22 protein-coding genes, 1 tRNA gene and 1 pseudogene are annotated in these 25,524 nt (G+C 45.6%); 12 read left to right on the top strand and 12 right to left on the bottom strand.

What is annotated here, in order from left to right; genetic code table 11:
• Nucleotides 1–12 precede the first annotated feature (12 nt).
• The gene (locus QUB04_RS28405) at nt 13–588 is read right to left on the bottom strand and encodes a DUF3611 family protein (RefSeq protein WP_333289664.1); all 576 of its coding nucleotides are present in this window, start codon (nt 586–588) and stop codon (nt 13–15) included.
• Between the two features lie 991 nt (nt 589–1,579).
• On the opposite strand from QUB04_RS28405, the gene QUB04_RS28400 reads away from it, so the two are divergent.
• Nucleotides 1,580–2,431, top strand: a complete 852-nt coding sequence (locus tag QUB04_RS28400) for a DUF1206 domain-containing protein (RefSeq protein WP_333289661.1) — start codon at nt 1,580–1,582, stop codon at nt 2,429–2,431.
• Nucleotides 2,432–2,623: 192 nt separating this feature from the next.
• Nucleotides 2,624–3,592 (top strand): TIGR03885 family FMN-dependent LLM class oxidoreductase, encoded by a 969-nt coding sequence (locus QUB04_RS28395; protein WP_333289660.1) that lies wholly within the window; start codon nt 2,624–2,626, stop codon nt 3,590–3,592.
• A 112-nt stretch (nt 3,593–3,704) separates the two neighbouring features.
• Here QUB04_RS28395 and QUB04_RS28390 read toward each other — a convergent pair whose 3' ends face one another.
• The 4 genes and pseudogenes from QUB04_RS28390 to QUB04_RS28380 all read right to left on the bottom strand — a co-directional run bounded on the left by QUB04_RS28390 (nt 3,705) and on the right by QUB04_RS28380 (nt 7,256).
• A complete protein-coding gene (locus QUB04_RS28390) occupies nt 3,705–3,944 on the bottom strand; it encodes a hypothetical protein (protein ID WP_333289658.1) in 240 nt (79 codons plus the stop codon).
• 14 nt (nt 3,945–3,958) lie between these two features.
• Nucleotides 3,959–4,129: pseudogene (locus QUB04_RS32655) on the bottom strand (S-layer homology domain-containing protein); the annotation flags it as partial.
• Between the two features lie 252 nt (nt 4,130–4,381).
• Nucleotides 4,382–5,293: a DUF2382 domain-containing protein gene (locus tag QUB04_RS28385; RefSeq protein WP_333289656.1), complete on the bottom strand. Its 912-nt coding sequence runs from the start codon at nt 5,291–5,293 to the stop codon at nt 4,382–4,384.
• 727 nt (nt 5,294–6,020) lie between these two features.
• Complete coding sequence (locus QUB04_RS28380) at nt 6,021–7,256, bottom strand: HetZ-related protein (protein ID WP_333289654.1); 1,236 nt, start codon at nt 7,254–7,256, stop codon at nt 6,021–6,023.
• 43 nt (nt 7,257–7,299) lie between these two features.
• Here QUB04_RS28380 and QUB04_RS28375 point away from each other — a divergent pair, with 43 nt between their 5' ends.
• Entirely contained in the window at nt 7,300–7,584 is a 285-nt protein-coding gene (locus tag QUB04_RS28375; protein ID WP_333289652.1) for a hypothetical protein, read from the top strand.
• 182 nt (nt 7,585–7,766) lie between these two features.
• Here the strand turns inward: QUB04_RS28375 and dtd are convergent, their stop codons facing one another.
• The 3 genes from dtd to QUB04_RS28360 all read right to left on the bottom strand — a co-directional run bounded on the left by dtd (nt 7,767) and on the right by QUB04_RS28360 (nt 10,546).
• Complete coding sequence (dtd, locus tag QUB04_RS28370) at nt 7,767–8,222, bottom strand: D-aminoacyl-tRNA deacylase (RefSeq protein ID WP_333289649.1); 456 nt, start codon at nt 8,220–8,222, stop codon at nt 7,767–7,769.
• Nucleotides 8,223–8,528: 306 nt separating this feature from the next.
• Nucleotides 8,529–9,686, bottom strand: a complete 1,158-nt coding sequence (locus QUB04_RS28365) for a GTP-binding protein (protein ID WP_333289647.1) — start codon at nt 9,684–9,686, stop codon at nt 8,529–8,531.
• 458 nt (nt 9,687–10,144) lie between these two features.
• The gene (locus QUB04_RS28360) at nt 10,145–10,546 is read right to left on the bottom strand and encodes a fasciclin domain-containing protein (protein ID WP_333289645.1); all 402 of its coding nucleotides are present in this window, start codon (nt 10,544–10,546) and stop codon (nt 10,145–10,147) included.
• A 424-nt stretch (nt 10,547–10,970) separates the two neighbouring features.
• Here QUB04_RS28360 and QUB04_RS28355 point away from each other — a divergent pair, with 424 nt between their 5' ends.
• From QUB04_RS28355 to QUB04_RS28320, 8 genes are all read left to right on the top strand, one after another.
• Nucleotides 10,971–11,243 carry an aldo/keto reductase gene (locus QUB04_RS28355; protein ID WP_333289642.1) on the top strand — a complete coding sequence of 91 codons (273 nt, stop codon included), beginning with the start codon at nt 10,971–10,973 and terminating at the stop codon, nt 11,241–11,243.
• 79 nt (nt 11,244–11,322) lie between these two features.
• Complete coding sequence (locus QUB04_RS28350; protein ID WP_333289640.1) at nt 11,323–12,588, top strand: transposase; 1,266 nt, start codon at nt 11,323–11,325, stop codon at nt 12,586–12,588.
• Nucleotides 12,588–13,103, top strand: a complete 516-nt coding sequence (locus QUB04_RS28345) for an aldo/keto reductase (protein ID WP_333289676.1) — start codon at nt 12,588–12,590, stop codon at nt 13,101–13,103. Before QUB04_RS28350 ends, QUB04_RS28345 begins: the two co-directional genes overlap by 1 nt.
• An 835-nt stretch (nt 13,104–13,938) precedes the next feature.
• Nucleotides 13,939–15,240: a glycosyltransferase family 1 protein gene (locus tag QUB04_RS28340; RefSeq protein ID WP_333289638.1), complete on the top strand. Its 1,302-nt coding sequence runs from the start codon at nt 13,939–13,941 to the stop codon at nt 15,238–15,240.
• A 129-nt stretch (nt 15,241–15,369) separates the two neighbouring features.
• A complete protein-coding gene (gene glf, locus QUB04_RS28335) occupies nt 15,370–16,611 on the top strand; it encodes a UDP-galactopyranose mutase (RefSeq protein WP_333289636.1) in 1,242 nt (413 codons plus the stop codon).
• Nucleotides 16,612–16,715: 104 nt separating this feature from the next.
• Nucleotides 16,716–17,072, top strand: a complete 357-nt coding sequence (locus QUB04_RS28330) for an STAS domain-containing protein (RefSeq protein ID WP_333289634.1) — start codon at nt 16,716–16,718, stop codon at nt 17,070–17,072.
• Nucleotides 17,073–17,302: 230 nt separating this feature from the next.
• Nucleotides 17,303–19,186, top strand: coding sequence for a glycoside hydrolase family 2 TIM barrel-domain containing protein (locus tag QUB04_RS28325; RefSeq protein ID WP_333289632.1), 1,884 nt, complete (start codon nt 17,303–17,305; stop codon nt 19,184–19,186).
• Nucleotides 19,187–19,493: 307 nt separating this feature from the next.
• Nucleotides 19,494–20,594: a beta-glucosidase gene (locus tag QUB04_RS28320; RefSeq protein WP_333289630.1), complete on the top strand. Its 1,101-nt coding sequence runs from the start codon at nt 19,494–19,496 to the stop codon at nt 20,592–20,594.
• A 93-nt stretch (nt 20,595–20,687) separates the two neighbouring features.
• Here the strand turns inward: QUB04_RS28320 and QUB04_RS28315 are convergent, their stop codons facing one another.
• Both QUB04_RS28315 and QUB04_RS28310 read right to left on the bottom strand, forming a co-directional pair.
• The gene (locus QUB04_RS28315; RefSeq protein WP_333289628.1) at nt 20,688–22,133 is read right to left on the bottom strand and encodes a hypothetical protein; all 1,446 of its coding nucleotides are present in this window, start codon (nt 22,131–22,133) and stop codon (nt 20,688–20,690) included.
• Nucleotides 22,134–22,196: 63 nt separating this feature from the next.
• Nucleotides 22,197–23,048 (bottom strand): hypothetical protein, encoded by an 852-nt coding sequence (locus tag QUB04_RS28310; RefSeq protein ID WP_333289626.1) that lies wholly within the window; start codon nt 23,046–23,048, stop codon nt 22,197–22,199.
• Nucleotides 23,049–23,270: 222 nt separating this feature from the next.
• On the opposite strand from QUB04_RS28310, the gene QUB04_RS28305 reads away from it, so the two are divergent.
• Complete coding sequence (locus QUB04_RS28305) at nt 23,271–23,762, top strand: helix-turn-helix domain-containing protein (RefSeq protein WP_333289624.1); 492 nt, start codon at nt 23,271–23,273, stop codon at nt 23,760–23,762.
• Between the two features lie 242 nt (nt 23,763–24,004).
• On the opposite strand, the gene QUB04_RS28300 is transcribed toward QUB04_RS28305, so the two are convergent.
• Together QUB04_RS28300 and QUB04_RS28295 are read right to left on the bottom strand one after the other, a co-directional pair.
• Nucleotides 24,005–24,077, bottom strand: a tRNA-Glu gene (locus QUB04_RS28300).
• An 87-nt stretch (nt 24,078–24,164) separates the two neighbouring features.
• On the bottom strand, nt 24,165–25,211 hold the full coding sequence (locus tag QUB04_RS28295) for a M42 family peptidase (RefSeq protein ID WP_333289622.1): 1,047 nt from the start codon (nt 25,209–25,211) through the stop codon (nt 24,165–24,167).
• Nucleotides 25,212–25,524 lie beyond the last annotated feature (313 nt).

Raw genomic sequence — 25,524 nt, 5'->3', positions numbered from 1 at the left:
CAATGCTGCCAACTAATCTTCTACCCAATTGAGTAACCCAAGAGAAGTAACAGCTCCAAAAAAGTGAGCGCCAATCAAATTGACGTTGGCCATCGTCACAAAAATATCTAGGGAACGAATCACATTTTCTGGCGCATAAGCTGCCATCGCTTGGGGCTGACTAAGAGTTTTCGCTAGCACTACAGCAACTGTTTCTTCAGAAGCAACAAACGCGATTAATACCCCCACCAAACTAGAAACTAATCCAATCCGTAAGGTGTGAGTAATATGTTCTTTGCTGGGATATACCTGGGAATTTTCGGCGTGCAAAAGTCTGCCTAAAAGCCTATAGCGAAAATCCCAAAAAATTCTAAAGCACAGCAATAACAGACCAATTATTGCTAAAAATACCCCGAAACCAATACCTGCATTATTGGCTTGTTCGCTCATGTTGCGACCCAACATAGCAAATAATAAAACAATGCCGGAAACAGCACCCAAGAATAACTGTATCCAGAAGCTAAATCTACTGAACAGGCGAAAAGTTGCGACGAATTCGCTTTGGGTCAGGGGTTGCGACAAGGATTCTGGTTGATTCAGTTGATTCATTATATACACCTTATTGCTGAATTGATCGTCAAAGCAAACGACGTAAGAAATAGGTTCTGCTTGTCTTCCTGTCGCAAGCGATCGCCTTGTGGTTAGCTATTAGAGTTTTCCTGAAAAGTCAGTTAAGGGCAGGACAGGATGCCGGATGTTTGGAAACCGAATTCGGCAATTTCCGGTAACAAAAAGGTTGAACTCAACACAGCAACTGCCGTTGTGGTTGATTGGATTTTCCTAAAATCCTCCCGGTTCTGAACAATCAACTTCTTGCGACAATGGGAATTTAGAGTCTTAAAAATCGACTGAGGCAAAACGTCTATTGTCTCTGTTCACCATTTCAAAATCTTGCTTCTATCTCTATTTAATCTAACTAGCCCAACCTTGCCATCTGTCTGATGCCATAAGAAAATATCCCCCTGATGGAGGATGATTGAGGAAAAATTTATGATACAGCTTTGAGTTAAGTGCGATCGCTCGGAGTATTAGCGATAGATGCTGGATTCCCAACTCCCGCACTGGGGCGCATCCATTCTTGCAACGTCCATAAGCTAGTTAGGGTAGTTATTGCAGATTTGTCAGATATATCATTATGGAAAAGCAGGTATTTTTGCTTTCCGTTTACACCTTAGCTCTTGATAGCATTCTGATTTTTTTTGACATTATTTTTAGCGTCGCGAATTCTAATTGTTATTCAAACTTGGGTTAAAGAAGTTTTCATCAAAAATCTACTACTATACCGCTGGCAGACTCCTCCATCAGGCAAGCCATCTTATAGCCCCTAAAGCTATATTTGTCAAGCCCAATAAATGTGAAATTTCTTACTCAATCAACCGATGACACTCCCGCTCAAGACAGATTTAAAAACTTTCTAAACAAGCTAATCTTTAAGTTAATAAATAATAACATAAATTATCTGTTTAAGAACTCAGTTAACTGGAAAGTAATGCACTATTGCCTATGGCAGCAGTCGTGAACAACTAAATTGTCAAAAAATATGAAACAGCCCAACTCACCCACCGACAGCATTAAACAGTCAATCGGACAGGCCGCTTCTCATGTGTGGTTTGAGCGACTGGCAAGATTGGGATATGCTTCCAAAGGCTTAGTTTACTTTATTGTCGGTTTTTTAGCAGCACAAGCAGCCTTTAGTATGGGCGGCCGGACAACCGATACTAGCGGTGCATTATCAGAAATTGTTAACCAACCCTTCGGTAAATTTCTGCTATTTCTGGTAACGATTGGCATTATTGGTTATGCCCTTTGGCGTCTCGTTCAGACAATTCTCGACCCAGAACACCAAGGAGACAAATTGGATGCCAAGCGAATTGCCCAACGCATTGGCTACGCCTTAAGTGCTTTAGGATACGCAGGATTGGCTTTAACGGCTGTAAAACTGATAATGGGTTCGGGCGGTGGTAAGAGCAATACAACCGAAGATTTGACCGCCCAAATTTTAGCGCAACCGTTTGGACAATGGCTGGTAGGATTGGCAGGATCAATTGTTATTGGCGTAGGATTTTCTTATTTCTACGAAGCATATAAAGCCAAATTTCGCCGCCATTTCAAGCTAGATGAAATGAGCCAAGCCGAGCAAACTTGGGCGATACGGTTGGGTCGATTCGGAATTGCGGCCCGTGGGATTGTTTTCGTTATAATCGGTATTTTCTTAATTCAAGCAGCCAAGCTATCAGATGCCAGTCAAACGAAGGGATTGGGCGAGGTGTTGGCAATTCTGGGACAACAGCCTTTTAGTCCAGTGATTTTGGGCCTAGTACCTTTGGGTTTAATTGCCTATGGCATCTACTCGGTAATTCAAGCTCGCTATCGGAAAATTTTGCGATCGTAAGCTTGCCCGTTATACAGAGAGTTTTGAGTACAACAAGTTTTTTGAATTAAGAACTTATCTAACTCAAAGCTCAAAACTTTTACCAGGCAGCCTGATAAAATCACCTGCTTTTAAGTCGGGATATTTTAACTCAACACTCAGGGCAGGCACTCTTGGCACCGCCCCTACTCAACTCAAAACTCCTAAAAACTTATGGCACAAATTGGTTATCATGCTTCCCACGAACAGTTTAAGCCCAGCGAACTGCTGAAATATGTCCAAATGGCAGAACAAGCTGGCTTTACCCATGCCCTTTCTTCCGATCACTTTCATCCTTGGAGTGAAGCGCAAGGACAAAGTGGTTTTGCTTGGTCTTGGTTGGGTGCAGCAATGCAAGCAACGCCGAGACTTTCCTATCGGGTTGTTTGCGCTCCCGGACAGCGGTATCATCCGGCTATTATTGCCCAAGCTGCGGCAACGTTGGCCGAAATGTTTCCCAATCGTTTTTGGCTCACGGTTGGCAGCGGTCAAGCGTTGAACGAACATATTACTGGGGATAAGTGGCCTACTAAGAGCGATCGCAACACGCGCCTCAAAGAATGTGTCGATATTATCCGCGCCCTTTGGGCAGGAGAAACCGTCACCCATCGCGGTTTAGTGTGCGTAGAAGATGCAAAACTCTATACCCGCCCGAAAATTCTCCCATTAATTATCGGCGCCGCAGTTACCCCAGAAACCGCAGAATGGTTGGGCAGTTGGGCAGATGGATTAATTACTACTTCTCGCCCACCTGAAAAGTTAAAAAAAGTCGTCGATGCGTTTCGTCGCGGTGGCGGAGAAGGGAAACCAATGATTTTGAAAGTGCAGCTTTCCTATGACAGTAATGCAGAGAAAGCACTACAAGGCGCTCATCATCAATGGCGTAGTAATATCTTCAAAAGCAAAATGCTGACAGAACTGATAACACCCGATCAATTTGATGCCGCCGGGGAGTTTGTGCAACCAGAGGAGTTATATCAACACGTCCGCATCTCGGCAGACCAAGATCAGCATATTGAGTGGTTGCAAAAAGATATTGAATTGGGGTTTGATGAACTAATTTTGCACAACGTTAACCGAGAACAAGAGCAGTTTATTGAGGTGTTTGGCGAAAAAGTAGTGCCAGCGCTGACAAAAAGTTGATGGTGGAAAATCAGTATGTAGATGCGATCGCCTTTAGGATTGAGACTGCTTCCAAAATCAATTGTTCCTTTTAGCAGCACGAGCAGGAAGATACTTCGTAGCTTCCTGATTATTAGACAGCGGTTCGAGCAGACCTTGATAAACCAAAGCTTGATGAATTATGAATTAGCGCCGTAGCACTCCCCCGACTGAGCAACTCGGTTGGATTAAGAACTCTGGGATCTCGATAGTTGACCGGGATATTTGCTTTTGTCGCTGCGGCCACTTCATCAACCGCATCTTTAGGAATTTTATCGGCATCTTTATAGTAGGCTTCTTGAATGGGAGGTTCTGCCCAATAGCCTTGAGGCACATCGTTAAAGCCACTTACATTGGATATGTTCCTAATCTTTGCGCGCTCAAAGGCTGGGCGGATATTGCCGCCAATTCGTCGCGCTCCATAGCCTGTTTAGGTCTAAAGCTGTTATCAACTTCTCCTGTAACAATGCCTTTTTCAGCTAAAGATTGAATAAATGGACGCGCCCAGTAATTAGGCGGAACATCAGGAAATGCCTACTGAGCTTGTTGAGCTGCAACTGGCTCAGGCTTTACTAAAAAACTGGTCGCATAGATGCTAAACGACAAAGCTAAAAATGCTGCCCTTAATTCCCAGCCAACGCCAGGAATTAGACATGAGAAATCTCCTGTTTTTTGGCAGTATTAGTGATAGTTTAGGTTCGTATTTGCGCTGCAACGCTCATGTGGTCGAAGACAGCGCAACTAAAAACCCTTGTTCAATTCATTGGCCCTCTAACGCCCTTCCGTCTTCACGTCCAACTCTTCACGACGCAGTGTTTCCCTTGCCTCAACAATCTCCGTTTCAACTTCTTTCCTGATGTTAACTTCTTCGCGCACGAAAGCTTCTTTTTTGATATCAGCAGTTTCTTCGTAAACTTCCATACGCATCACCTTTTCCTGCTTGAATGGAGTATCCCGAATTACTGGCGCACCTGCGTTTTCGGGAGTTATACTCTCAATTACAACTCGCTCTTTTTCTGTGGGAATTGAAACTCGTGCCGTTTCGGTTTCAACTCGCTTGCCAATTGCTACCTCGCCAGTTTTGTGACGGCTTTTTTCTGCAACCAGTCGTTCTTCGTAGAGTCGGAATTTGTGATGCTCGCGCTCGTTCATCTGATACAATTGAGGCTCTTGTTCGTAAGTGTAGGTGTTGCGGTCATAACCAGCAGCGCTAGCTTGGTTAGAGACAGAACGCGGCATAGAAACTGGTGCAGATGCTTGTACAGGCAATGAGGTTTCTAAAGGCAATGATGCTTCTACAGGTGCAGACGCTTCTACAGTTAGAGTACGATAAACACCCCGAACTTGTTCTTCATAATCGTAATCAACCACCATCCCATCCTCATACCTGGGTAGTCTTTCTGCTTGGTCTTTACTCTTCAAACCCGTCGCGTAGATGCGTTCTGCCTCAACCTCCACTCGACAAAGAGCAACTGGAACTAATACTTTCTTGCCAAATATCCAGAAACCCGTGTCAACCACAAAATATCGGAAACGCCCTGTCTCATCAACTAGCGCGGTATCGATAGAGCCAATCTTCTCATCTGTATTTCCAGCATAGATATCCAGACCTTTGATATCTTCGCCATTAAAAGCAGCTTCGCGGTAGTTGGGATTAAAATCTTCAATTTTGTAAAGTAACATAGGAGTGCTTCCCTTTTTATCTAAATCAAGTTATGCCCCCATTTTAGATATATCTCAAAATTGATGCTTCCTTCTTATGAAGGATTAAGTGAAACAAAATAGTAGGATGAGTATATTTATTTTAATTATTTTCTGTCTTTGGATAGATGACTTTTTCCTTTTTATCCACCTTCCGCGCCCTCAATTTTCACAATCGGTTTCTAATTATTTTTATAAAAAAATACACTTATAAATTAGACTTTGATACTTTATATTAACGCACAAAAAAACTTTTACACATAATTTATTACTTTTAAAGTAGACTTTTATGTGAAATATTTTGGGGCAACACATTTGAAAAAGTTTGCCTTGATTATGCTACTCCCTATGTTTAAATATCATTATGAATATATGCAATGCCGCCTCTTAAGCAAGCAATTTCCCATAAATCATGACTAATGACTAATGACTAATGACTAATGACTAATGACTAATGACTAATGACTAATGACTAATGACTAATGACTAATAAAAACAAATTCCCCGGTCTAACCAGGGAACGAAAGATATTAAAAAAAGTAATGTTGTTTTAATAAATTGAATTTGCCAAAAAGCGGCGATAATTTAGTTAGTAGCAGCCCTTGTTGAGTTGAGAGCGGACGCCGGGGCGGGCAGTCCAGTGTAGATGCCGCACCCGATCGCATTTTCCAGTCTCAAGAAAACAGTTGCATTCATATTTGAGTACCAATTAAGCTTGGCTGCTGTTGCGAGTCTGGCTAGCCAGATCCAACAGTTGCGCCCAGCGTTTTTGGAGTTGTTTGGGAGTGCATTTGAGCGCGGTGGCGATCGCCTTGTCGCTTTCTTGATTCCGCTTCATTTCTAACAGTTGCTGCATTTCGGGCGCAAGTTGAGCGCGAAATGCTTCCCATTTGTCCGAAGTCATTCCCAGCTTTTGATCGACATCAGCACCCAGCCATTCGTGGACGAGTTTCCAATTTTGAGTGCGGGCAAATTTTTCGACGTGGTACTTGAAACGTTGTTGCAAGTAGTCGCGCTGGCGGGAAGACAAACCGAGCGCGCGGTCAATTTCCGAAGCCGAAAGGTCTTGCAATTTTAAAGTTAAGTAATTCACGCATTCTGGCTGATTTTGCGATTCCAGATAGGCGATCAATTCCGAGACTACTCGATCGCGCAGCACAGCATCAGCCGGATCGACAGTTTCCGATACCATTTGCTCGCGCACTTGTTGCAGCGCCGGAGAGCGGCTGTACATTTCCGCATCTTCTCCCTTGCCCGACTCTACAGCCATTTCAATGTCGATCGCAGTTTCGGGAGGCTGGCCCTTGGCAAATCCTTGAGCGCGCAACACGATCAGGCGCTGGCGGTTGCGGCCGGGTAAGCCGATTTGGCGCTTGGCGTAGTGTTCGGTAAAAGCCATGTACTCAGCCAATTCTAGCTGCGTGCGGGGCTGGTAGGTGACATCGAGTTGGTGTTCGCGGCGGAAAGCTCGCAGAGATTCGATGTAAAAGCCTTGCAAAAAGTCTTCAATCATGTTGTAGCGAGCTTGGAAGTTCAAGTTCGATCGGAAAGAAGCAACATGGCGGTAAATCATAGCCGCGAGGTGAGAATGCAGTTCGACGCGGCCTTGTTTGGAACCGAGGCGGTAGTATTGCAGGGTTTTTTGCAACCGGTGCTCAGCCAAGGTGATTTGCCAAGCTTCAACTTCGCCGGAAATTTGGATGCGATCGCTCTTTTGGCAAATCCGTTCGACTTCCTTAGCAATCCGCATCGCCACTGCTTGAGCGCTGCGGCTGGCAGTTTTCATTTCGGCTTGCAATTCTTTGAGGGCGAAGTCAGCCAAAGCGAGGATATCGATGGTGGGAAGAGTATTGATTTCGGCGTTTGGTTCGCTGGAGGTAGCCGGAATGCAGTTGAAGCCAGAAGCGTTGTTGCAGTTGACGGTGGTGGCAGTTTTGACAGTCATGGCATTTATCGGGTGGTAGGGCACAGCGGGTGTGCGAGGACATTTGTCAGAGAGTGAGGCGGCAGTTGCTGGCGGTTTCGCTTGCTGTGCTGATTCAACTCTCTATACATTGAATGTTAGGGAAATAAACATCATCGCAGTGATGCCAGTGTTCCACTCTCTCATGCAACAGTTTTTGGCTGCTGAATCTGATTCTAAGCGCTGGCTGTGGAAGATTGATTTTATTGCCGTTAAAGCCTTACTGTACAAGCACTCTGAGCAGTTATTTGGGTGGGGCGATCGCGAGGAAAATGGAGGGTGCTGCCAGGCCGCTGAGTGGACAATCTAATAACTGGCTATTTGAGGCGGTTTTGGCCGTTAGAGATTGTGGAATCGAGACTTGGCAGAGTGTAGCTAACTGCAATGTCTTCAGAACCTACGCAACAGCAGTTAGGAAACCCGGTTAATCTGAAAATTTGATCTTATCCAAGAAGGAAGAAAGAAGCACAGAGAGCTTTGTTTGCCAACAATTCACCCTGATTCTCTCTCTAATACCAAAGTCACCGGCCCGTCATTATCTATAGAGACTTGCATCATCGCTCCAAACACGCCTGTTTCAACTTTTAAGCCGCTTTGGCGCAACTTTTCGACAAATTTATCATAAAAAATTTCGGCTCGTTCAGGAGCCGCTGCTCTATCAAAGGAAGGTCGCCGACCTTTGCGGCAGTCCCCATATAGCGTAAACTGACTGACAACCAGCAACTCGCCGCTGATGTCTTGTACGGACTTGTCCCAGCGGCCGGTATCCGTGGCCGAGTCGGGAAACAAACGCAATTCTAGGCATTTGCGAGCCATCCAATCGAGTTCTGCTTCGGTGTCGGTGTCTGCAATACCTACAAGCAAGTTAAGCCCGCAGCCAATTTTGCCGACAATTTGACCGTCTATTTCGACTTGAGATGATTTGACTCGCTGGATGATGACTCGCATGGGAAATTAGAAATGCTTAAATTTAAAACTAAAAATCAAAAGGTAAACTTACCTTTTGAATAGGAATTATGAAAAAAAACCCGGTTTCTCCGATAAATCTTGGTTTTAACTTATATCTTGCACCATTCTCAAGAACAGGCAAGATGCCTGTTCCACAAAGAGTATATTTTCTTGTGGAACAGGCATCTTGCCTGTTCCTAAAAGGCTAATTGAGAGTGGTGCAAGATATAAGTTTTAACCGCGAAGTCTCGACGAAAAAACCGGGTTTCTAGCCAGCGCACGTCTGTTCTGTTTAATTTTCAACCTTTAGTTTTTCCCAAAACCTTTGCCGCGACTGGTTGAAGGCATACAAAGACAGTTTTCGAGTTGCGATCGCAAAGTCTCGGTATCCAAACCCTGACCAATGAGAACAAGCTGGTTTTTGCGATCGCCTTTCCACTCGTCGTCATCCATCGTAAATCGCTTGCCGCTCAAGTGAAAAATATGCCGTTTGGGACTTTCTTCAAACCACATAATCCCTTTCGCGCGAAACACATTTGTTGGCAGTTGTTTGTCTAAGAAATATTGAAATTTTCTCAGAGAAAACGGCTTGTCGCTTTGGAAAGAAATTGAGGTAAATCCGTCATTTTCTAAATGGTCGGAGTGGTCGTGATGGCTGTGGTCGTGATGGCCGTGGTCGTGATGGCCGTGGTCGTGATGGTCGTGATGGTCGTGATGTTCGTGATGTTCGTGGTCGTGATGTTCGTGATGTTCGTGATGTTCGTGGTCGTGATGGTCGTGACTGCTAGCAGTTTCTTCAGATTGGAAATATTTGTCCGATTCAAACAATCCGACGCTGAGGACTAGCGGCAGGGGAACTTGCGATTTTACTGTTCGCAGAATTCGAGCACCTTCTTTGACATCGCGAATCTTAACTTCCAACAAATCTAAATCTGCTTCCTCAACCAAATCAGTTTTGTTGAGGATAATTATATCGCCGTAAGCTATTTGACTGTAAGCTGCTTGAGAGTTGAACAAATCTAAGCTGTAGTTGGCTGCGTCTACTACTGTAACTATCGAATCGAGACGAGTCAGGTCGCGCAGTTCTGTGCCTAAAAAAGTCATCGCTACTGGCAGCGGGTCGGCGAGTCCGGTTGTTTCGACTACCAGATAATCGAGATTTTCTTGACGTTCTAAAACTTTGTAAACTGCATTAACTAAATCTTCATTAATTGTGCAGCAGATGCAGCCGTTGTTCAGCTCAACCATGTTGTCGTCGGTGGTGACAATCAGTTCGTTGTCGATGCCGATTTCGCCAAATTCATTTACCAAAACTGCTGTTTTCAAACCCTGCTGATTGGTCAGGATATGGTTGAGCAGGGTTGTTTTGCCGCTGCCGAGAAATCCTGTAATGATTGTAACGGGCAATCCGTGTTTGGGAGCGTCCATCGCCAGTTCTGTCTCGGACTGAGTTGTAGATTGCATAGCTTGAATGTCAAATAATGTCGATCGCACTTTCTTTGTGGCTCTTATTGTATCTTAATTAGGACAAGGCCTGGTAAACCCAGTTTCTCGGATAAATGTTGGGTTTGGTGGCATGGTATCTACGCATCAACCGGCAATCAGCCCGAAAGTGCAAAATAAGTGGGCCGCTAATTCTCGGCAATTGTTAACGCGGTCGATCGCACTTTTTTATTTTTTGGATAACTTTTTTTCCGAGTACCTGTCGGTGTTTGCCTGCAACGAGTTTTCCCGGTAAATCCAGCAGCGACAAATTTGGGGCAGACTCAAGCCCAGTGCGATCGGCCAATTCCCGCTACTCTCTAATAGTTTTAATTATCGAGCTGCGTAAAATATTTAAATCTCAACTATCAACGAAAACAGGGCGGCGGCTAACTATAGCCACCGCCCTCAAGATAGTATTGCGCTATCTAAGTCTGTGCTTACGCAGGAAGCAAGACTGAATCAATAATGTGGATGACACCATTATCAGCAGCAACATCGGCTGTTGTAACGGTAGAATCATTGATTTTGACGCCATTGGAAGCATCAATTTTAACTTCTGAACCTTCCACTGTCTTGGCAGATTTCAGATTGACCACATCAGCGGCCATAACTTTGCCAGAAACGACATGATAAGTCAAGATTTTTGTGAGCTTAGGAATGTCCTTAAGCAGTGCTTCTACAGTACCTGCGGGAAGCTTAGCAAAAGCTTCGTCTGTAGGAGCGAAAACTGTGAAGGGGCCAGCGCCTTTGAGAGTATCTACTAAACCAGCGGCTTGGACGGCAGCAACTAGGGTAGTAAAAGAGCCTGCCGAAACGGCGGTATCAACGATGTCAGCCAAGAGAGTCACCTAGTTTTTGTAATCTATAAATCACTATAACGCTAAAAAGTTAATTTAGCTACAGATATTTTTAATCGTTCAGTTTGGTTTTCTTATATAAAATAGAACATTTTTTTATATATAACTCATGTCAGTAAATACCTACCTAAAGGTAGATTATAATTTACCGATTTTACTGTATTTTAAGAAAGCAATGTAATCCTAAATACATTGGTAAGCCGATCGCCCCTGCGCGGTGTTAAAAGTAAACGCAGGGGCGACGGCCAGGAGCCCCGGAAGCTAAGGCATTTTGATTGACTTGCCAAAATATTCAACATTAAGCACAGCACTAAGGCCCCGTAAAACTCGCCACCCCGACTGATGGCAACAGTTTGGGAAATCCCGATTTAAACTGTTAACAACCATTAATTAGGGGAAGAGTGACATGAGATATAAACTACTAGGTCACAGCGGACTTCGCGTTTCCGAAATCTGCCTCGGCACCATGACTTTTGGGGAAGAGTGGGGTTGGGGGAGTTCCTACGACGAAAGCCGGAAAATGTTCGACGCCTTTGCAGAAGCGGGTGGCAATTTCATTGATACCGCGAATCTCTACACCAACGGTACTAGCGAAAAATATGTCGGTGAGTTCATCGCAGTCGATCGCGAAAAATGGGTAGTTGCCACTAAGTATTGTGAAACTTCATTAAGTTGGTAAGCATCAATAAACAATAGTAGTATCGTATAGTCATGGAAGTCAAAAAAATGTTGTGATTGTTAAAAGATGGAGGCTCAGAATGCAACTAGCAGAGAGGCACATCATTAAATCTACGGAACACCGTTTCGCCGAAATTGATAAATTAGCATTTAAGTCCAAAAATCTCTACAATGCCGCTAACTACGTCATTCGTCAGAGTTTTATCTATGGATGGGGTTACGTTAATTACAACGAGATGAACCGTTTGATGAAATCTCATCAAGCATACAAGGTTTTGCCAGCCAAGGTCAGTCAGCAAATACTGATGATATTGGACAAGAATTGGAAGTCCTTTTTTGAAGCAGTTAAAGCTTACAAAGCTGATGACTCTAAATTTACTGGCCGCCCGAAGCTACCGAAGTACAAAGATAAAGTCAAGGGTCGGAATATCCTTGTCTATACGATTCAGGCAATTAGTAGCAAGCAATTAAAGAAAGGAATCGTCAAGCTTTCGGGAACTAATCTCTCAATCAAAACCAAGCTCGAACCCGCTCGAATCTGTCAAGTTAGACTGGTTCCCAAATGTGATTCTTATGTGATTGAGGTAATATACGATGAACCGGAGCCCACCGCCAGCGACGATAAATTCGTAGCTAGTATTGATTTAGGTCTGAATAATTTAGCGGCGTTAACTTCAAATCAGCCGGGTTTTATACCTCTGTTGATTAACGGGCGTCCGTTGAAATCAATCAACCAGTTCTACAACAAACGTAAAGCACGGTTACAATCTCAGTTAAAAGGAAGTCGCAAGAGTTCACCCCGCATTCAACGCTTAACTCGCTGTCGCCACCAAAAAGTCGATAATTACTTGCATCATACCAGTCGCCTAATTGTTGACCTTTTGGTCGCCCATCAAATTGGGACGCTAGTTGTCGGCAAAAATGCACAAGGGAAAACCGAGATTGATTTAGGAAAGCAAACCAACCAAAACTTCGTCGGCATTCCTCATACTCGACTGATTGAGATGTTGGAATATAAGGCTCGATTGGTTGGGATTAAGGTGATTGTACAAGAAGAATCTTATACATCGAAATCAAATTTTCTGACTCTAGATCCGATTCCTGTCTATGGAAAGACCGATAAGGATGCTGTATTTAGTGGCAAGCGGATCAAGAGAGGTTTGTACAAGACATCGGTCGGTCAATTAATTAATTCCGATGTGAACGGGTCTTACAACATCCTCAGAAAAGCAATCCCAAATGCGTTTAGCAATGGGATAGGGAGCTGCGTAGTTCAGCCGAGGCGGGTCAATCCGCTCGAAGTAAAAGTGAAGGGGGAGGGACTTAACGCCTCCCATGTCATGTAATAAATGACTATACTTTTGCCAGCTATTCTTTAAAAGAGCGAACTCCTGAACGGGACTTGCTCCCTATGGCACAGGCCTTTGATATTGGCGTCACAGCTTGGAGCCCCCTAGCAGCCGGCTTGCTGACAGGAAAATACAACACTTCAGAAACCGCCAGCGAAGCTAAACGGCTGAATTCACCTGAATCTGGAACAATTAACGAACGAGACCTCAAAATTGCTGACGAAGTTAGCAAAATAGCAGCCGAAATTGGCAAACCTGCTTCTCAAGTAGCCCTAAATTGGCTGATCCAACAGGCAGTCGAAGTTATTCCGATTGTGGGTTCGCGCAAACTCTCGCAACTTCAGGAGAATCTCGCTTGTTTGGAGTTTGAATTAACCCCGGATCAAATGCAGCAGTTAGACAAAGTAAGTGCAATTGAATTGGGTTTCCCTCACGATTTCTTAAAGAGTTCGATGGTGCAAGATTTTGCCTTTGGAGGAGGAATCGCCAAAATTGACAGCCGCCGACTGTAAAGTTGCTGCTATTTTCTAGCCGTGGGTTTACGTGGATATTTGGCGTTTGATTGCAGATATCGGCGAACCCGCCCTTAGAGGGATGATTGACATTTGTGCTGTGAGTGCGAGGTTAAACTGACGCCCACAGCGCAAATGTCATCACCTTGGTTTCTTGCCACATACTCGCGCAAAATCTTAGGTTTATCGTTGCGGTTGCCTGGTTTCTATGGTATTGTTGAGACAGGTGCTGTTCGGTGAGTTTAACCTCAGTGCATAAACAGTCAATTGTTAATCTATCGGAAGTCAGATATCTCTGGGGCAACTTGGTATATTAGGATACAATTTTCCCAAATTAGTGATCCGATGAGTTAAAAAAAAGCAAGGTTTGTCAAATCAAAAAGCAACATAAACTTGATGGCAAATTTTCTCTCATCTTCAAATAAAGCAATAAAACTCGCTCTTTTTTCACCCCGTACCGGCCAGTTAAAAGTCATTTTACAAGGTCGATCGGCATTTTAACGGCTTTTGAACCCAGCGTGCAAGCTAGGTGTCTCCTGAGATAAAAGTCATCCTTCAGATAGAAGTTAGGGCCGAAAAAGTGGGTTATATTTAACAGCAATAGCAAGTCAAACAATATTAACTTATCTCCCAGTTTCACTTCTGAAAAAAGCAGATAAGCCTGTTTTTCCGCAGCTAAACAGTTTCTTTGTTTGGCTCACTGAATGCGGCGCTTGCTCGTCAATAAAAGTTCTCAGATTTATGCTTCTGACTTTCAGTAAGACACTGCTGAGAAATATATCCTATTGACCAATTTTAACGGACAAATTTTCATTGACAAATTCCAGAGGCTAATATGTCGCCCCCAGAAAACTCAGTAAACAATAATTATAGCAATAAAGAGCGAGCATGGGAGATCCGCTTTACCTCTATAGATCCAGCCAAATCGCCCTCTCAATTCGCTCCCTCGCCCGCATTGCGCGCCAACTTATCAAAAACTGAGGCTTTAGATGCACCAGATTTAGTTTGCCTGTCTCATTTGCGGTGGAATTTTGTCTATCAGCGTCCGCAACATCTCTTGAGTCGTTGTGCGAAAAGTCGTCGCGTATTCTTTGTAGAAGAACCTGTTTTTAGCGCAGCTACAGATTGGTGGCTTGATGTCAGCATCCACGAAAGCGGAGTCTGGGTAATAGTACCGCACCTGAGCGAAGGAACCAGCGAAGCAACAGCACAAACTGCTCAGCAAGCCATGCTAGATGATTTGTTTCGAGCGGCCGAAATTAGCCAGTACATCCTGTGGTATTACACACCAATGGCTGTCAGTTTCACAAGCCACTTAAAGCCGCTAGCTGTAGTCTACGACTGCATGGATGAACTGTCAGCATTCCAAGGCGCGCACCCGGATTTAAAAGCCAATGAAAACCAATTATTAAAGCGCGCCAGCGTAGTATTTACCGGGGGCCACAACCTTTACGAAGCCAAACAGCACCAGCACCCAAACATTCACCCCTTCCCCAGCAGTATCGAAAAAGAACACTTTGCGACAGCCAGGAATCTTTCAGAAGAACCGGCGGATCAAAAAGACATTCCTCACCCGCGTTTGGGATTTTATGGCGTCATAGACGAACGCATGGATATCGAACTGCTGGCGGGCATGGCCCAAGCAAGGCCGGACTGGCATTTAGTCATCATTGGCCCGGTGGTGAAAATCGATCCGGCAACTCTGCCAAGTCACCCAAATATCCACTATCTCGGTGGCAAATCTTATCAAGAACTGCCAGCGTATCTTGGCGGGTGGGATATCGCCATGCTGCCTTTTGCCATTAACGAATCGACTAAGTTTATTAGTCCCACGAAAACTCCAGAATACCTCGCTGCCGGCAAACCTGTCATTTCTACTCCTATCCGCGACGTGGTGCGGCCCTACGGAGAAAACCGCTTGGTTCGGATTGCTAGCAATTCTGAAGAATTCGTTGCTTGTGCCCAAGAAATCCTCAGCGAAAGTTCGGACGTTCGCACCAAGTGGCTGAGTGAAGTAGATGCCTTTTTAGCAGACAATTCTTGGGACAATACCTGGGGCGAAATGCTGGGGTTGATCGAAAGTGCGATCGACGATAAAAGGCAGAAAGCCGAAGGCAGGATGAAAGTTTTAAGTTAGGAATGTTGAGGTTGAAGTTAAAGAATTACACTTTACGGATTCAAAACTTAACACTCAACACTCCTCGCTTTATGTCCAATTACCAATTATTCCTTACCCTTACCCTTACCCACAATTAGAGGTGTTTCAATGTTTGACTATTTAATCGTCGGAGCCGGATTTGCAGGTAGCGTCATTGCCGAAAGACTAGCAAATGAAGCCGGAAAAACAGTCCTGATAATTGATACCCGCAACCACATCGGCGGCAACGCATACGATCACTACGACAATCATGGCATCCTCGTACACAAATACGGCCCCCACATTTTTCACACCAATTCACGCCCAGTTTTCGAGTATCTTTCGCGCTTCACCGAGTGGCGGCCCTACGAACACCGCGTCCTCGCCAGTGTTGACGGTCAACTGCTGCCAATTCCGATCAATCTCAACACCGTAAATAAACTTTACGGACTGAATCTCACCTCATTTGAAGTAGAAGATTTCTTCGCGAAAGTAGCAGAACCAAAGGATTACATTCGCACTTCCGAAGATGTAGTTGTCAGCAAAGTCGGTCGCGAACTTTACGAGAAATTCTTCCGCAACTACACCCGCAAACAGTGGGGAATGGACCCGTCGGAGCTCGACAACTCAGTGATTGCGCGCGTACCTACTCGCACTAACCGGGACGATCGCTATTTCACCGATACCTATCAAGCAATGCCCCTGCACGGCTACACTCGGATGTTTGAAAAGATGCTTTCTCACCCAAACATCAAGGTGATGCTGAATACCGACTACCGGGAGATTGAGGGTTTTATCCCTTACGGAGAAATGATTTACACCGGGCCTGTCGATTCCTATTTCAATTATTGCTACGGCAAACTTCCTTACCGTTCCTTGGAATTCAAGCACGAAACACTGAACGTAGCCGTACACCAAGAAGCACCGGTGGTAAATTACCCCAACGAGCATTTATATACTCGCTGTACCGAGTTTAAATACCTCACGGGACAAGAGCATCTAAAAACTAGCATTGTCTACGAATATCCCCAAGCTGAGGGAGACCCTTACTACCCGGTTCCCCGTCCAGAAAATGCCGAAATTTACAAGAAATATAAGGCTTTGGCTGATGCAACTCCGGGAGTCTCTTTCGTGGGAAGGCTGGCGACTTACAGGTATTACAACATGGATCAAGTGGTCGCTCAAGCTTTGACAACTTACAAACAAATTACTACCAAGCCGGTGATTGAATTGGTAGAAAATGTTAACGGTTCTGCCTCTAATGTCAGCACATCCAATGGAGTTGCCCATCGCCCAGGCGCAACTTCTCTAGAAGTCGCTGCTGTCAACCACGGCAACAGCAACGGCAACGGGAAATCTGCTAGCAAGTAGCTGGAAGCTGCGAGTTACGGGTAAAACGGTAAGGTGCCCACAGAGCACCTTACTCGGTTTTCCTCAAAAGTTATTTAATAATTCAAACAAGCATTGAGGTAAACATGAACGTTCTAGTGAAAATTGTTTTGTCTCATGAGGTTTTGGAAATTTCTCAATTTGCTCAGTTTCAGAAAGAAATACAGCGCCTCATTGAAAGTGGCGGCAAAATTCTTATGCTGGATTTCTCAAAAATAAATTTCCTGAAAAATTCCGAGTTAATGGCTGTAGTGGCGATCGTAAAATTAGTTAGAGACAGCAAATGTATACTTTTGATCTCTGCCATGAGCGAACAAGTTAGAATTTTATTTGAACTCACGGGACTACAGCAAATATTTCATTGTTTGCCGTTTGCCGAAGAATTTTCTCTCAAAAGTGAGCTAACTGAACAGTTAGGAGGTTTACAAAGTGTTGCTAGCTAGAGGAAGAGGGGGAGAGTGGGACAGGGGGAGACAGGGGGATAGGAAAAATCTTCTTGGTTTATTCTTCCTGGTTTATTCTTCCTTCTTCTGACTAATGACTTCAGCACAAGAGATCCTTCAGATGAGCCTGTTTTAAGGTGCAGAACTTCTGCAAATTAATCAGCAAAAAACTTGTCAAAGTCAGGGTAATTGTCGCTAACCTATAAATATAACTTTGGGTAGATGTGCCGATGAGTTGGTTAGGTAGAGCACTTGAAAATTGCGAGATAGAAGAGTCTGCAACTCTTGATAGTAAGGTGACAGTTCAAGGGCGGAAAACAGGTTATCCGCGCCCCCAATTGCGCCGGAGCAACTGGATTTGTCTCAACGGTCAGTGGAGATTTGCTTACGATGACGCGGGCCACTGCGTGCAGCCGATCGATATTTCTGAGTGGACTCACACTATAGAAGTGCCGTTTGCTCCAGAATCGGCAAAAAGCGGGATCGGCGACACGAATTTTCACGCCAACTGCTGGTATGAACGCGAATTTGACGTACCCCACACAGAAGGCAGAGTTCTCCTCCACTTTGGGGCCGTAGACTACCGCGCCCGCGTCTGGGTGAACGGTCAGTTTGTCATCGAACACGAAGGCGGACACACTCCTTTCAGCGTAGACATTACACCACTGGTGAACCTCAACGGGCCGCAGCGGGTGACAGTCTGGGCCCAGGACGACCCGCAAGATTTGGAGCAACCGCGCGGCAAGCAAGACTGGCAAATAGAGCCACATAGTATTTGGTATCCGCGCACGACTGGCATTTGGCAGACAGTCTGGGTAGAATTGGTGCCTCACACTTATATCGAGCGCATCCGCTGGACTCCCCAGTTTGAACGCTGGGAAATCGGTTTTGAAGCGTTTGTCGCGGGCGATCGCCAGTCGGGAATCCAAATTAAAGTTAAACTGTCGATCGGCTGTATGCTGCTGGTCAACGACACCTACGAAGTCATCAACGGCGAAATCCACCGCCGCATCGCCCTCTCCGACCCTGGTATCGACGACTACCGGAACGAATTGCTGTGGAGTCCCGAAAAACCGACGCTAATTAACGCTCAAGTGCAGTTGTGGGCCGACGGCAAACTCCTCGACGAGGTTAAATCTTATACCGCCATGCGGACGGTCAGCATCCAGCGCGATCGCTTCATGCTAAACGGCCGCCCCTACTATTTGCGACTGGTGCTCGACCAAGGTTACTGGCCCGACACCATGATGACTGCCCCCTCCGACGAAGCTTTGCGCCACGATGTCGAATTAGTCAAAGCAATGGGTTTCAACGGCGTCCGCAAGCACCAAAAAATCGAAGACCCGCGATTTTTGTACTGGGCTGACGTGCTGGGGCTCCTAGTTTGGGAAGAAATGCCCAGCGCCTACCGCTTCACTCCCAAAGCCGTACAACGGCTGACGCGGGAGTGGACGGAAGTCATCGACCGCGACGCCAGCCACCCCTGTATCGTAGTCTGGGTGCCGTTCAACGAATCCTGGGGAGTTCCGAATTTAGTCGAAGCGGCAGCCCACCGCAACTACGTGCAAGCGCTGTATTTCTTGACAAAAACCCTCGATTCGACTCGTCCCGTCATCGGTAACGACGGCTGGGAAAGTATCGATACCGACATCCTGGCCATTCACGACTACGACAACAACCCGCAAACCCTAGCCAAGCGCTACGGGCCGGAAGTCCAGCTAGCCGATTTGTTTAATCGCGGGCGTCCCGGCGGGCGAGTTCTCACCCTCGACGGCCACCCGCACCAAGGACAGCCGGTGATGCTGACAGAATTCGGTGGCATCGCCTGCGCCGGTCGCGAAAACCCCGATTTTTTCAGGGTTTGGGGCTACGTGCGCGCGTCGGACACGGTGGAACTCCAAAGGCGCTACAGCGCGCTGTTAAAGGTGGTAAACCGAGTGGAAATGTTCAGCGGATTTTGTTACACGCAGTTAACCGATACTTTCCAAGAAGCTAACGGTTTGCTGTATGCCGATCGCACTCCCAAGTTTCCCCTAGAGGTCATCTCGGCGGCAACTCTCGGCTGGGATATTCCCGAAGAAAGTTCACAGCCGCCAGCTATTACTCACGGCTAATTGGCCCGCGCAGGGCATGGGGCATGGGGCATAGGGAATTGGGAATTGGTGATTGGTGATTGGTGATTGGTGATGGGTAATTGGTAATTGGTAATTGGTGATTGGTGATTGGTAATAATTGCCCGCAGTTCCAAGTTATTGGATATAACAAGTCTCAATCATTTATGAACCTCTTCCAATGCCCAATGCCCTGTTTGGCCAATGCCCGATGCCCAATGCCCGATGCCCTGTTTGGCCCATGCCCGATGCCCCATGCCCAATGCCCCATTACCCATTACCCATTCGATTGATGTTTCAAAGTTTTTTCATGGGCGGATTTGAATGTTCCACCCACAGAGTGCAATCTGGAAAACGCCTCGATGTCACAGCCGCCACCGGTCACGATAAATTTGCAGCAGCCGACTACCAACGCTTGCAACAGCAAGGCATTTACACAGTCCGCGAAGGCCTCCGCTGGCACTTAATCGAACAGACACCCGGAAAATACGATTTTTCCAGTTCCCTGCCAATCATCCGCGCCGCCCGCGACATGAAAATGCAGGTAATTTGGGATTTGTTTCACTACGGCTGGCCAGACGATATTGATATTTTCAGCCCCGAATTTGTGTCCAGGTTTGCCAGCATGGTGCGCGCTTTTATGGAAGTGCTGGCGAACGAAACCGACCAAACACCTTTTGTAACACCTGTCAATGAAATTTCATTTATTGCTTGGGCCGGCGGCGATGTCGCCTACATCAATCCGTTTGCAAAAGGGCGGGGAGACGAGCTAAAAATCCAGTTAATCAAAGCTGCGATCGCAGCGATAGAATCAGTTTGGGAAGTCAATCCCGACACCCGCATCGTTCAAATCGACCCCACAATTAACATTATTGCTGACCCTGACAAACCGGAGGATCGGGACGCGGCGGAAGGTTATCGCTTATCTCAATATCAAGCTTGGGATATGTTGGCTGGACGCTTTCGCCCGGAACTCGGCGGCAAGGAAAAATATCTCGATATTATTGGGGTGAATTATTACGATCGCAATCAGTGGATTCACAATGAAGAGCCCATGAAATACACCGATCCGCTGTACCGCCCGTTTCGCGAACTGCTGCAAGAAGTGTATGAGCGCTACCGTCGCCCCTTATTCATAGCAGAAACAGGCACTGAAGACGAGTTTAGACCTGTCTGGTTTAATTATGTGTGCACTGAGGTAGCCGCGGCGATGAAAGCAGGAGTTCCGATAGAGGGAATCTGCTTGTATCCGATTGTTAACCATCCGGGTTGGGATGACGACAGGCACTGTTACAATGGTTTGTGGGATTATTGCAATGAATCGGGCGATCGGGAAATTTACCAGCCTTTGGCGGATGAATTGCAGTTTCAAAGGCAGCAGATTGAACCGCTGCTGAAGTCGCAGAATTGATAGCTGCGATCTAATTCTGTAGGGTGCGCTGGGGCGCACCTTATAATAAATCTGCGTTAAAAATTCCCGATGATTTCTTAATATTTTATTCGCTCAACTCAGCATAAAAGCGTCAAGCTCATCTACATTGTGAATAATCTTGGAATCAGAAACGCCATAAGCTTCAGCTAATTCGATACTAGCTTGCAATCTCAATTCAACATTTAAGTTAGAGTCAAAAGCAGCTTCTGCTAAATTACCTAGTCGTTCATAGGTAGCAAGAAGATTAGCAACGGCTGCCTTATAAGCGCGATCAATTTTAGCGAGGGACTGTTGATAATATTGTTCCACTTGTCGAGCAAGATGAGTATCTTGTCCCAATAACTGCTTACAGAAACCTGTCACGATTCGACCCGCGATCGCACCAATGACAGCGCCAACAACAGGAATCGGAATCAAAGCTTGTCCGATAGTAGCTCCAGCAGCAACAATGGCTGAATCAGCACAAGCAAATAAACTTAATTCAACGAATTGATCGGCAGTAATTTCCCCTCGGTTCAAACTACCCACTAAACTAGCAACTTCCAAGCCTGCACTAACAAAAGCACCAGCTAAAGGTGCAGACATTTGGGTAAAATTGGTTAACCCATAAATAACTGTTGCCGATATACCACTAAGTGCAGCTCCTTTTGCGGTATCAATTCCAATTTCTTGCCAGTCTTCGGGGGTTAACTCACCCTTAAAAACGTTTTTACCTTGCTTATACTTAGCGTAAAGCTTAGTAGCAAATCGAATACTACCACCAATAACCGCGCCTTTAAAAGCAACGTTACCAAAATCAGCCAGAGTAGGTTGAGCCTCGTAGCGTATCCCATCCTTAATTTGTTTGTGTTCTTGCTTTAATTCATGCTCTTTGCGGTCTAGCGTATCGTCAACTTTGCCTATTTGCACATCTTCATAGTTAGACGATCCAGCTTGAACAGTCTGACTGAAAGGACGACCAGACATCTGCTCTATTTCTTGAGCTTTTTCTTGTATTTTTTGAGCAGTACGACTTGTTATTCCCTCGACTTGTTGCCCTTTCAATATTTTATCAATAACTTCATATTGGTTTTTAGGGATGTGGTAATATGACCCATCTCTGCCAAAGTTTTCGTATTTCTTCATGTGGTGGAGAACGTGGTCTAAATTATTGCCAACCCCATTCACAAATTTAGACTGTACTTTAATACCATCAATTAAATAATCTTCCGGTGCTGTTCTACCCACTCCCTCAAAAGTAGCGCGAGTTTCAGAGGAGTTCAAAAGAGATTTTGCATTGCGAATACCAACTTCCACTTGCTCAGCTATTTCACCGTGTTTTGTGCTTGTGTTTCCCAGAATTTTTTCGGGGCTACCTACAAAATCACGAACTTTATCAATCTCCCCGACCGCTGCAAAAAACGCTCGGTCTTGTTTACTGAGTTCCGTTGCAAGCTGTTCTGCATGGCGCAGATTTTCCTCTGCTACTATTGCAGCAACGAATTGAGTTGTCAGATGTCTATCTTCTCTGTGTTCCATGCTTAAAAAATTGCAGCATTACTCCCTAATTGCTAGAGGATAATGCTGCACTCCAAATTATAATTACATTTTCAGGTCTACGGTCTTTTTAAGTGACTCGCTCAGCGAATTAATGGAATTGATTAAGTTCGCCAGCATTTTTTTGAGAGATGGGCTAAAATCCAGGTAATTCAAAGGTGCATTCTGCTTAAAATCTTGCAGTCCACTGTGAATCAAGTTAGCTAGTTTGACAGTTTCCCCCTCCAGAAGATTGACTTCTTTCTTGGTTATGTTGACTTTAGCTGTGTCACCTTCAATTTCAATAGCGCGGTTAGTAGCTTCTCTCGCAATTTTCTCATTCTCGCTATTTGTCCAAAAAGCACTACCAGCCAAAGCTACACCACCAATCCCCCAGCCAATCGGCCCTGCTAGTGCCAGCAGTGCATTTCCAGCCACCATACCGCCACCACCCACAGTAAGAGCGCCACCTCCTAACCAGGCTAAAGCAGCATTAACGGCGGCTGCACCGGAAAGAGAAGCGATCGCAGTACCTGTTGAGGCTGTTCCAAAAGTTGTGGCAATTGCCATTGCTGCTGCTGGCCCAAAACAGGCAACTCCTGCTCCAGCCATGACTCCTGCACCACCTGCTGCTGCTACATTGCTGTTATGAGCCGAATAAATTAGATCCCAATCTTTGCCAGTAATTTCCTTGAGCTGAAACTTCAGTTTTGTAACGACTTTGCTAAACTCTTTTGGCGAGTTGGCCAACGTGTTAATGTACTTTTCGCATAGTTGGATAATCTCAACCCCACGATTAACTCGCGTTTGATAAAGACTTCCAGCGGCATTTTGTAAATACTCACAATCTCTTTGGTAATTTTCTACTGCACGGCGCAGTTTCTCTTGTGCCTCTTTTTTGTATTCGTGGTTAAACATTTACGGGTAAATACCTAATTATGAGGAGTTTGTGTTGATAACTCTGTCCAGCAGACAACTCTACCGCCCAAGCAGTGAGCCTTCCCCCGACTCCAGGTGTAAAATTAATCACTATCCTGCTTTCTTTGATACTAATCTAACTACCTTTAACAAAGAAACTAATAAGCATTAGGAATCGTGTTAGACTTTGATTATAAAAAATCCAGAAACCTATCCCCTGCAATGGCATCCTCTAACGATCGCTTCCCCGAAGCTGCCCGCGACTGGGACTTAGAAACTCTTTACACAGACCTAGCATCCGCCAAGGGAAAGCGGCTCACGCCCACAGAGAAACAACATCTACGGGGTCTACTCTGCGGCTACAGTCCCGCCGAAATTGCCGAAAGGCTCAGTAAAAACCCCAAGGGAATTGCGGTAGATTTCTGTAATACTTTATACCAATATGTAAAAAATCTTGTAGGTAAAGCGGATGAAAAAGTAGAAAACTGGAGGAAGATTTGTGAATGGCTGGAGGACGCAGGATATAAAACTCAGCCATCTCCCGAACCTGAATCAGGCGATTGTTTATCCGCAAAAATTATAATAAAAAAAGCAAATGTCGTTCTTGATAAAAATCAAATCATAGTTGATATAAACCTGCGAATAGTCGCGTCCTCACCTTCAGAAATTCCCATTATAGAAAACTTCGATATCAATGGCAATGGTGCAAACTAACGAAAGTGCGATCGAACTGAGATGTTGCACCATTCTCAATTACTTGTTTATGAACAGGCATCTTGCCTGTTCCACAAGAAAATTCACTCTTTGTGGAACAGGCATCTTGCCTTTTCTTGAGAATGGTGCAAGATGTGCGATCGAACGCATCAACTTAATGTTAGACCCAATAGCAATAAGGGCGGGCAAGATGCCCACCCCACATACTAGATATCACTTGGATATCAGACTTAAATTTTCAATACCCCCAGGGGAATTCGAATCCCCGTCGCATCCGTGAAAGGGATGTGTCCTAGGCCTCTAGACGATGGGGGCGCGTCGTTGCGTTTGCTTGTGTTCCGCACCTTTATTACCTTAACTAATCTTTCCCAATCTGTCAACTACTTTGGGAAACTTTTTTTTCTAGTCGTCCCAAAGCACGTCACAGTAGGCTTTGAGGATACGAGCGCAATTGCCGATCGCCCCTATATGAGCAATTTCAAAGCCGTGGGTGTTCTGGGTGGGGAAAGCCAAACAAGCGGCGCGGGCTACGTGGCCGAACTTCATGGCGATCGAAGCATCGCTTCCAAAACCGCTAATTACCGCCAACTGCACCTCTACATCGGCTGCTGCTGCGGCTGCGCGCAATTGGGCGTTCAGTCCTTCATCGTAGACTCCGTAGCCGTCCTGAACCAGCAAAACCGGGTTTTCGCTGTCACGAATCGGGTATTCCGGCGCCAGAGGGCAAATTTCCAAAGCGATCAGCGCGTCCAACGGCTGGCGCTGCGTGAAATACAAAGCTCCGATCGCCCCAACCTCCTCCTTCGCCGACGCGACCAAATAAACATTCACCGCAGGCTCTTTCAAACATTCCGCCAGAGCCAGCAAAATCGCCACTGAAGCCTTGTTGTCCAGAGTGTAGCTCGCGATCCAGTCCTTCAACCGCAGCGGGCGCTTGCGGTGCTTTCCCACCACCATCCGCGTGCCCGGTCGAATTCCGGCCTCGGCTAATTCCTCGGCGGTACACTTAGTTTCAATCCAGGCATTTTCCCACTTTAAAGAAACATCTTCCTGCTGAGCTTTCTGAGGAGATTCGTGAGAAACATGGCGGGAACCGAAGCTGAGAATGCCGCTAATTGTTTGCTTGTCTCCGAGCAAATCCACCACGCCTTCGCCGTAAACCCAAGGAAATGCGCCGCCCAATCTGCGGACTTCCACCCGGCCACTCTCGCCTATTGTTTTAACTAGGGCGCCAATTTCGTCTTTGTGGGCGGTAATAGCGATCGACTTTTCGGGATTGCGGCCCTTAATTAGGGCGATCGCATTGTCCGCGCGATCGAGCCAAGCATTCACTCCCAGGGCGGCGAATTTTTCCATCAACCGCTGGTTAATTTCCGATTCCGCACCGCTGGGTGAGTGCAGCATTACTAATTCTTCGATTGTTTGGAATAGGCGATCAAACTCTAACATTTTTTATTTTCGTTTTTAGGAGCGAATTTTGACGACATATATTAAAGCACATTTACCTACTATTTCCCCGGCGGTACACTTAGGTTTAATTCAGGCATTTTCCCACTTGAAAGAAACATCTTCCTGCTGAGCTTTTTGAGGAGCGTAGGAATGAAGCAATTGGACGCAGCAAAGGGCGATTGAGTAACAAGATTCATGCGATCGCGTGGATGCGTTGGGCAATCCGTTGGGGTTTCACCGACACTTTTTCGCTAACAAATGCTAACAAACGTATAAGTTAAGAGAGTCTCTCAACAAAGGCGTGTCAACCAAT

Source organism: Microcoleus sp. D2_18a_B4 (assembly GCF_036702475.1).
Taxonomy (GTDB): domain Bacteria; phylum Cyanobacteriota; class Cyanobacteriia; order Cyanobacteriales; family Microcoleaceae; genus Microcoleus.
This window is presented reverse-complemented; position numbering and strand designations above follow the sequence as displayed.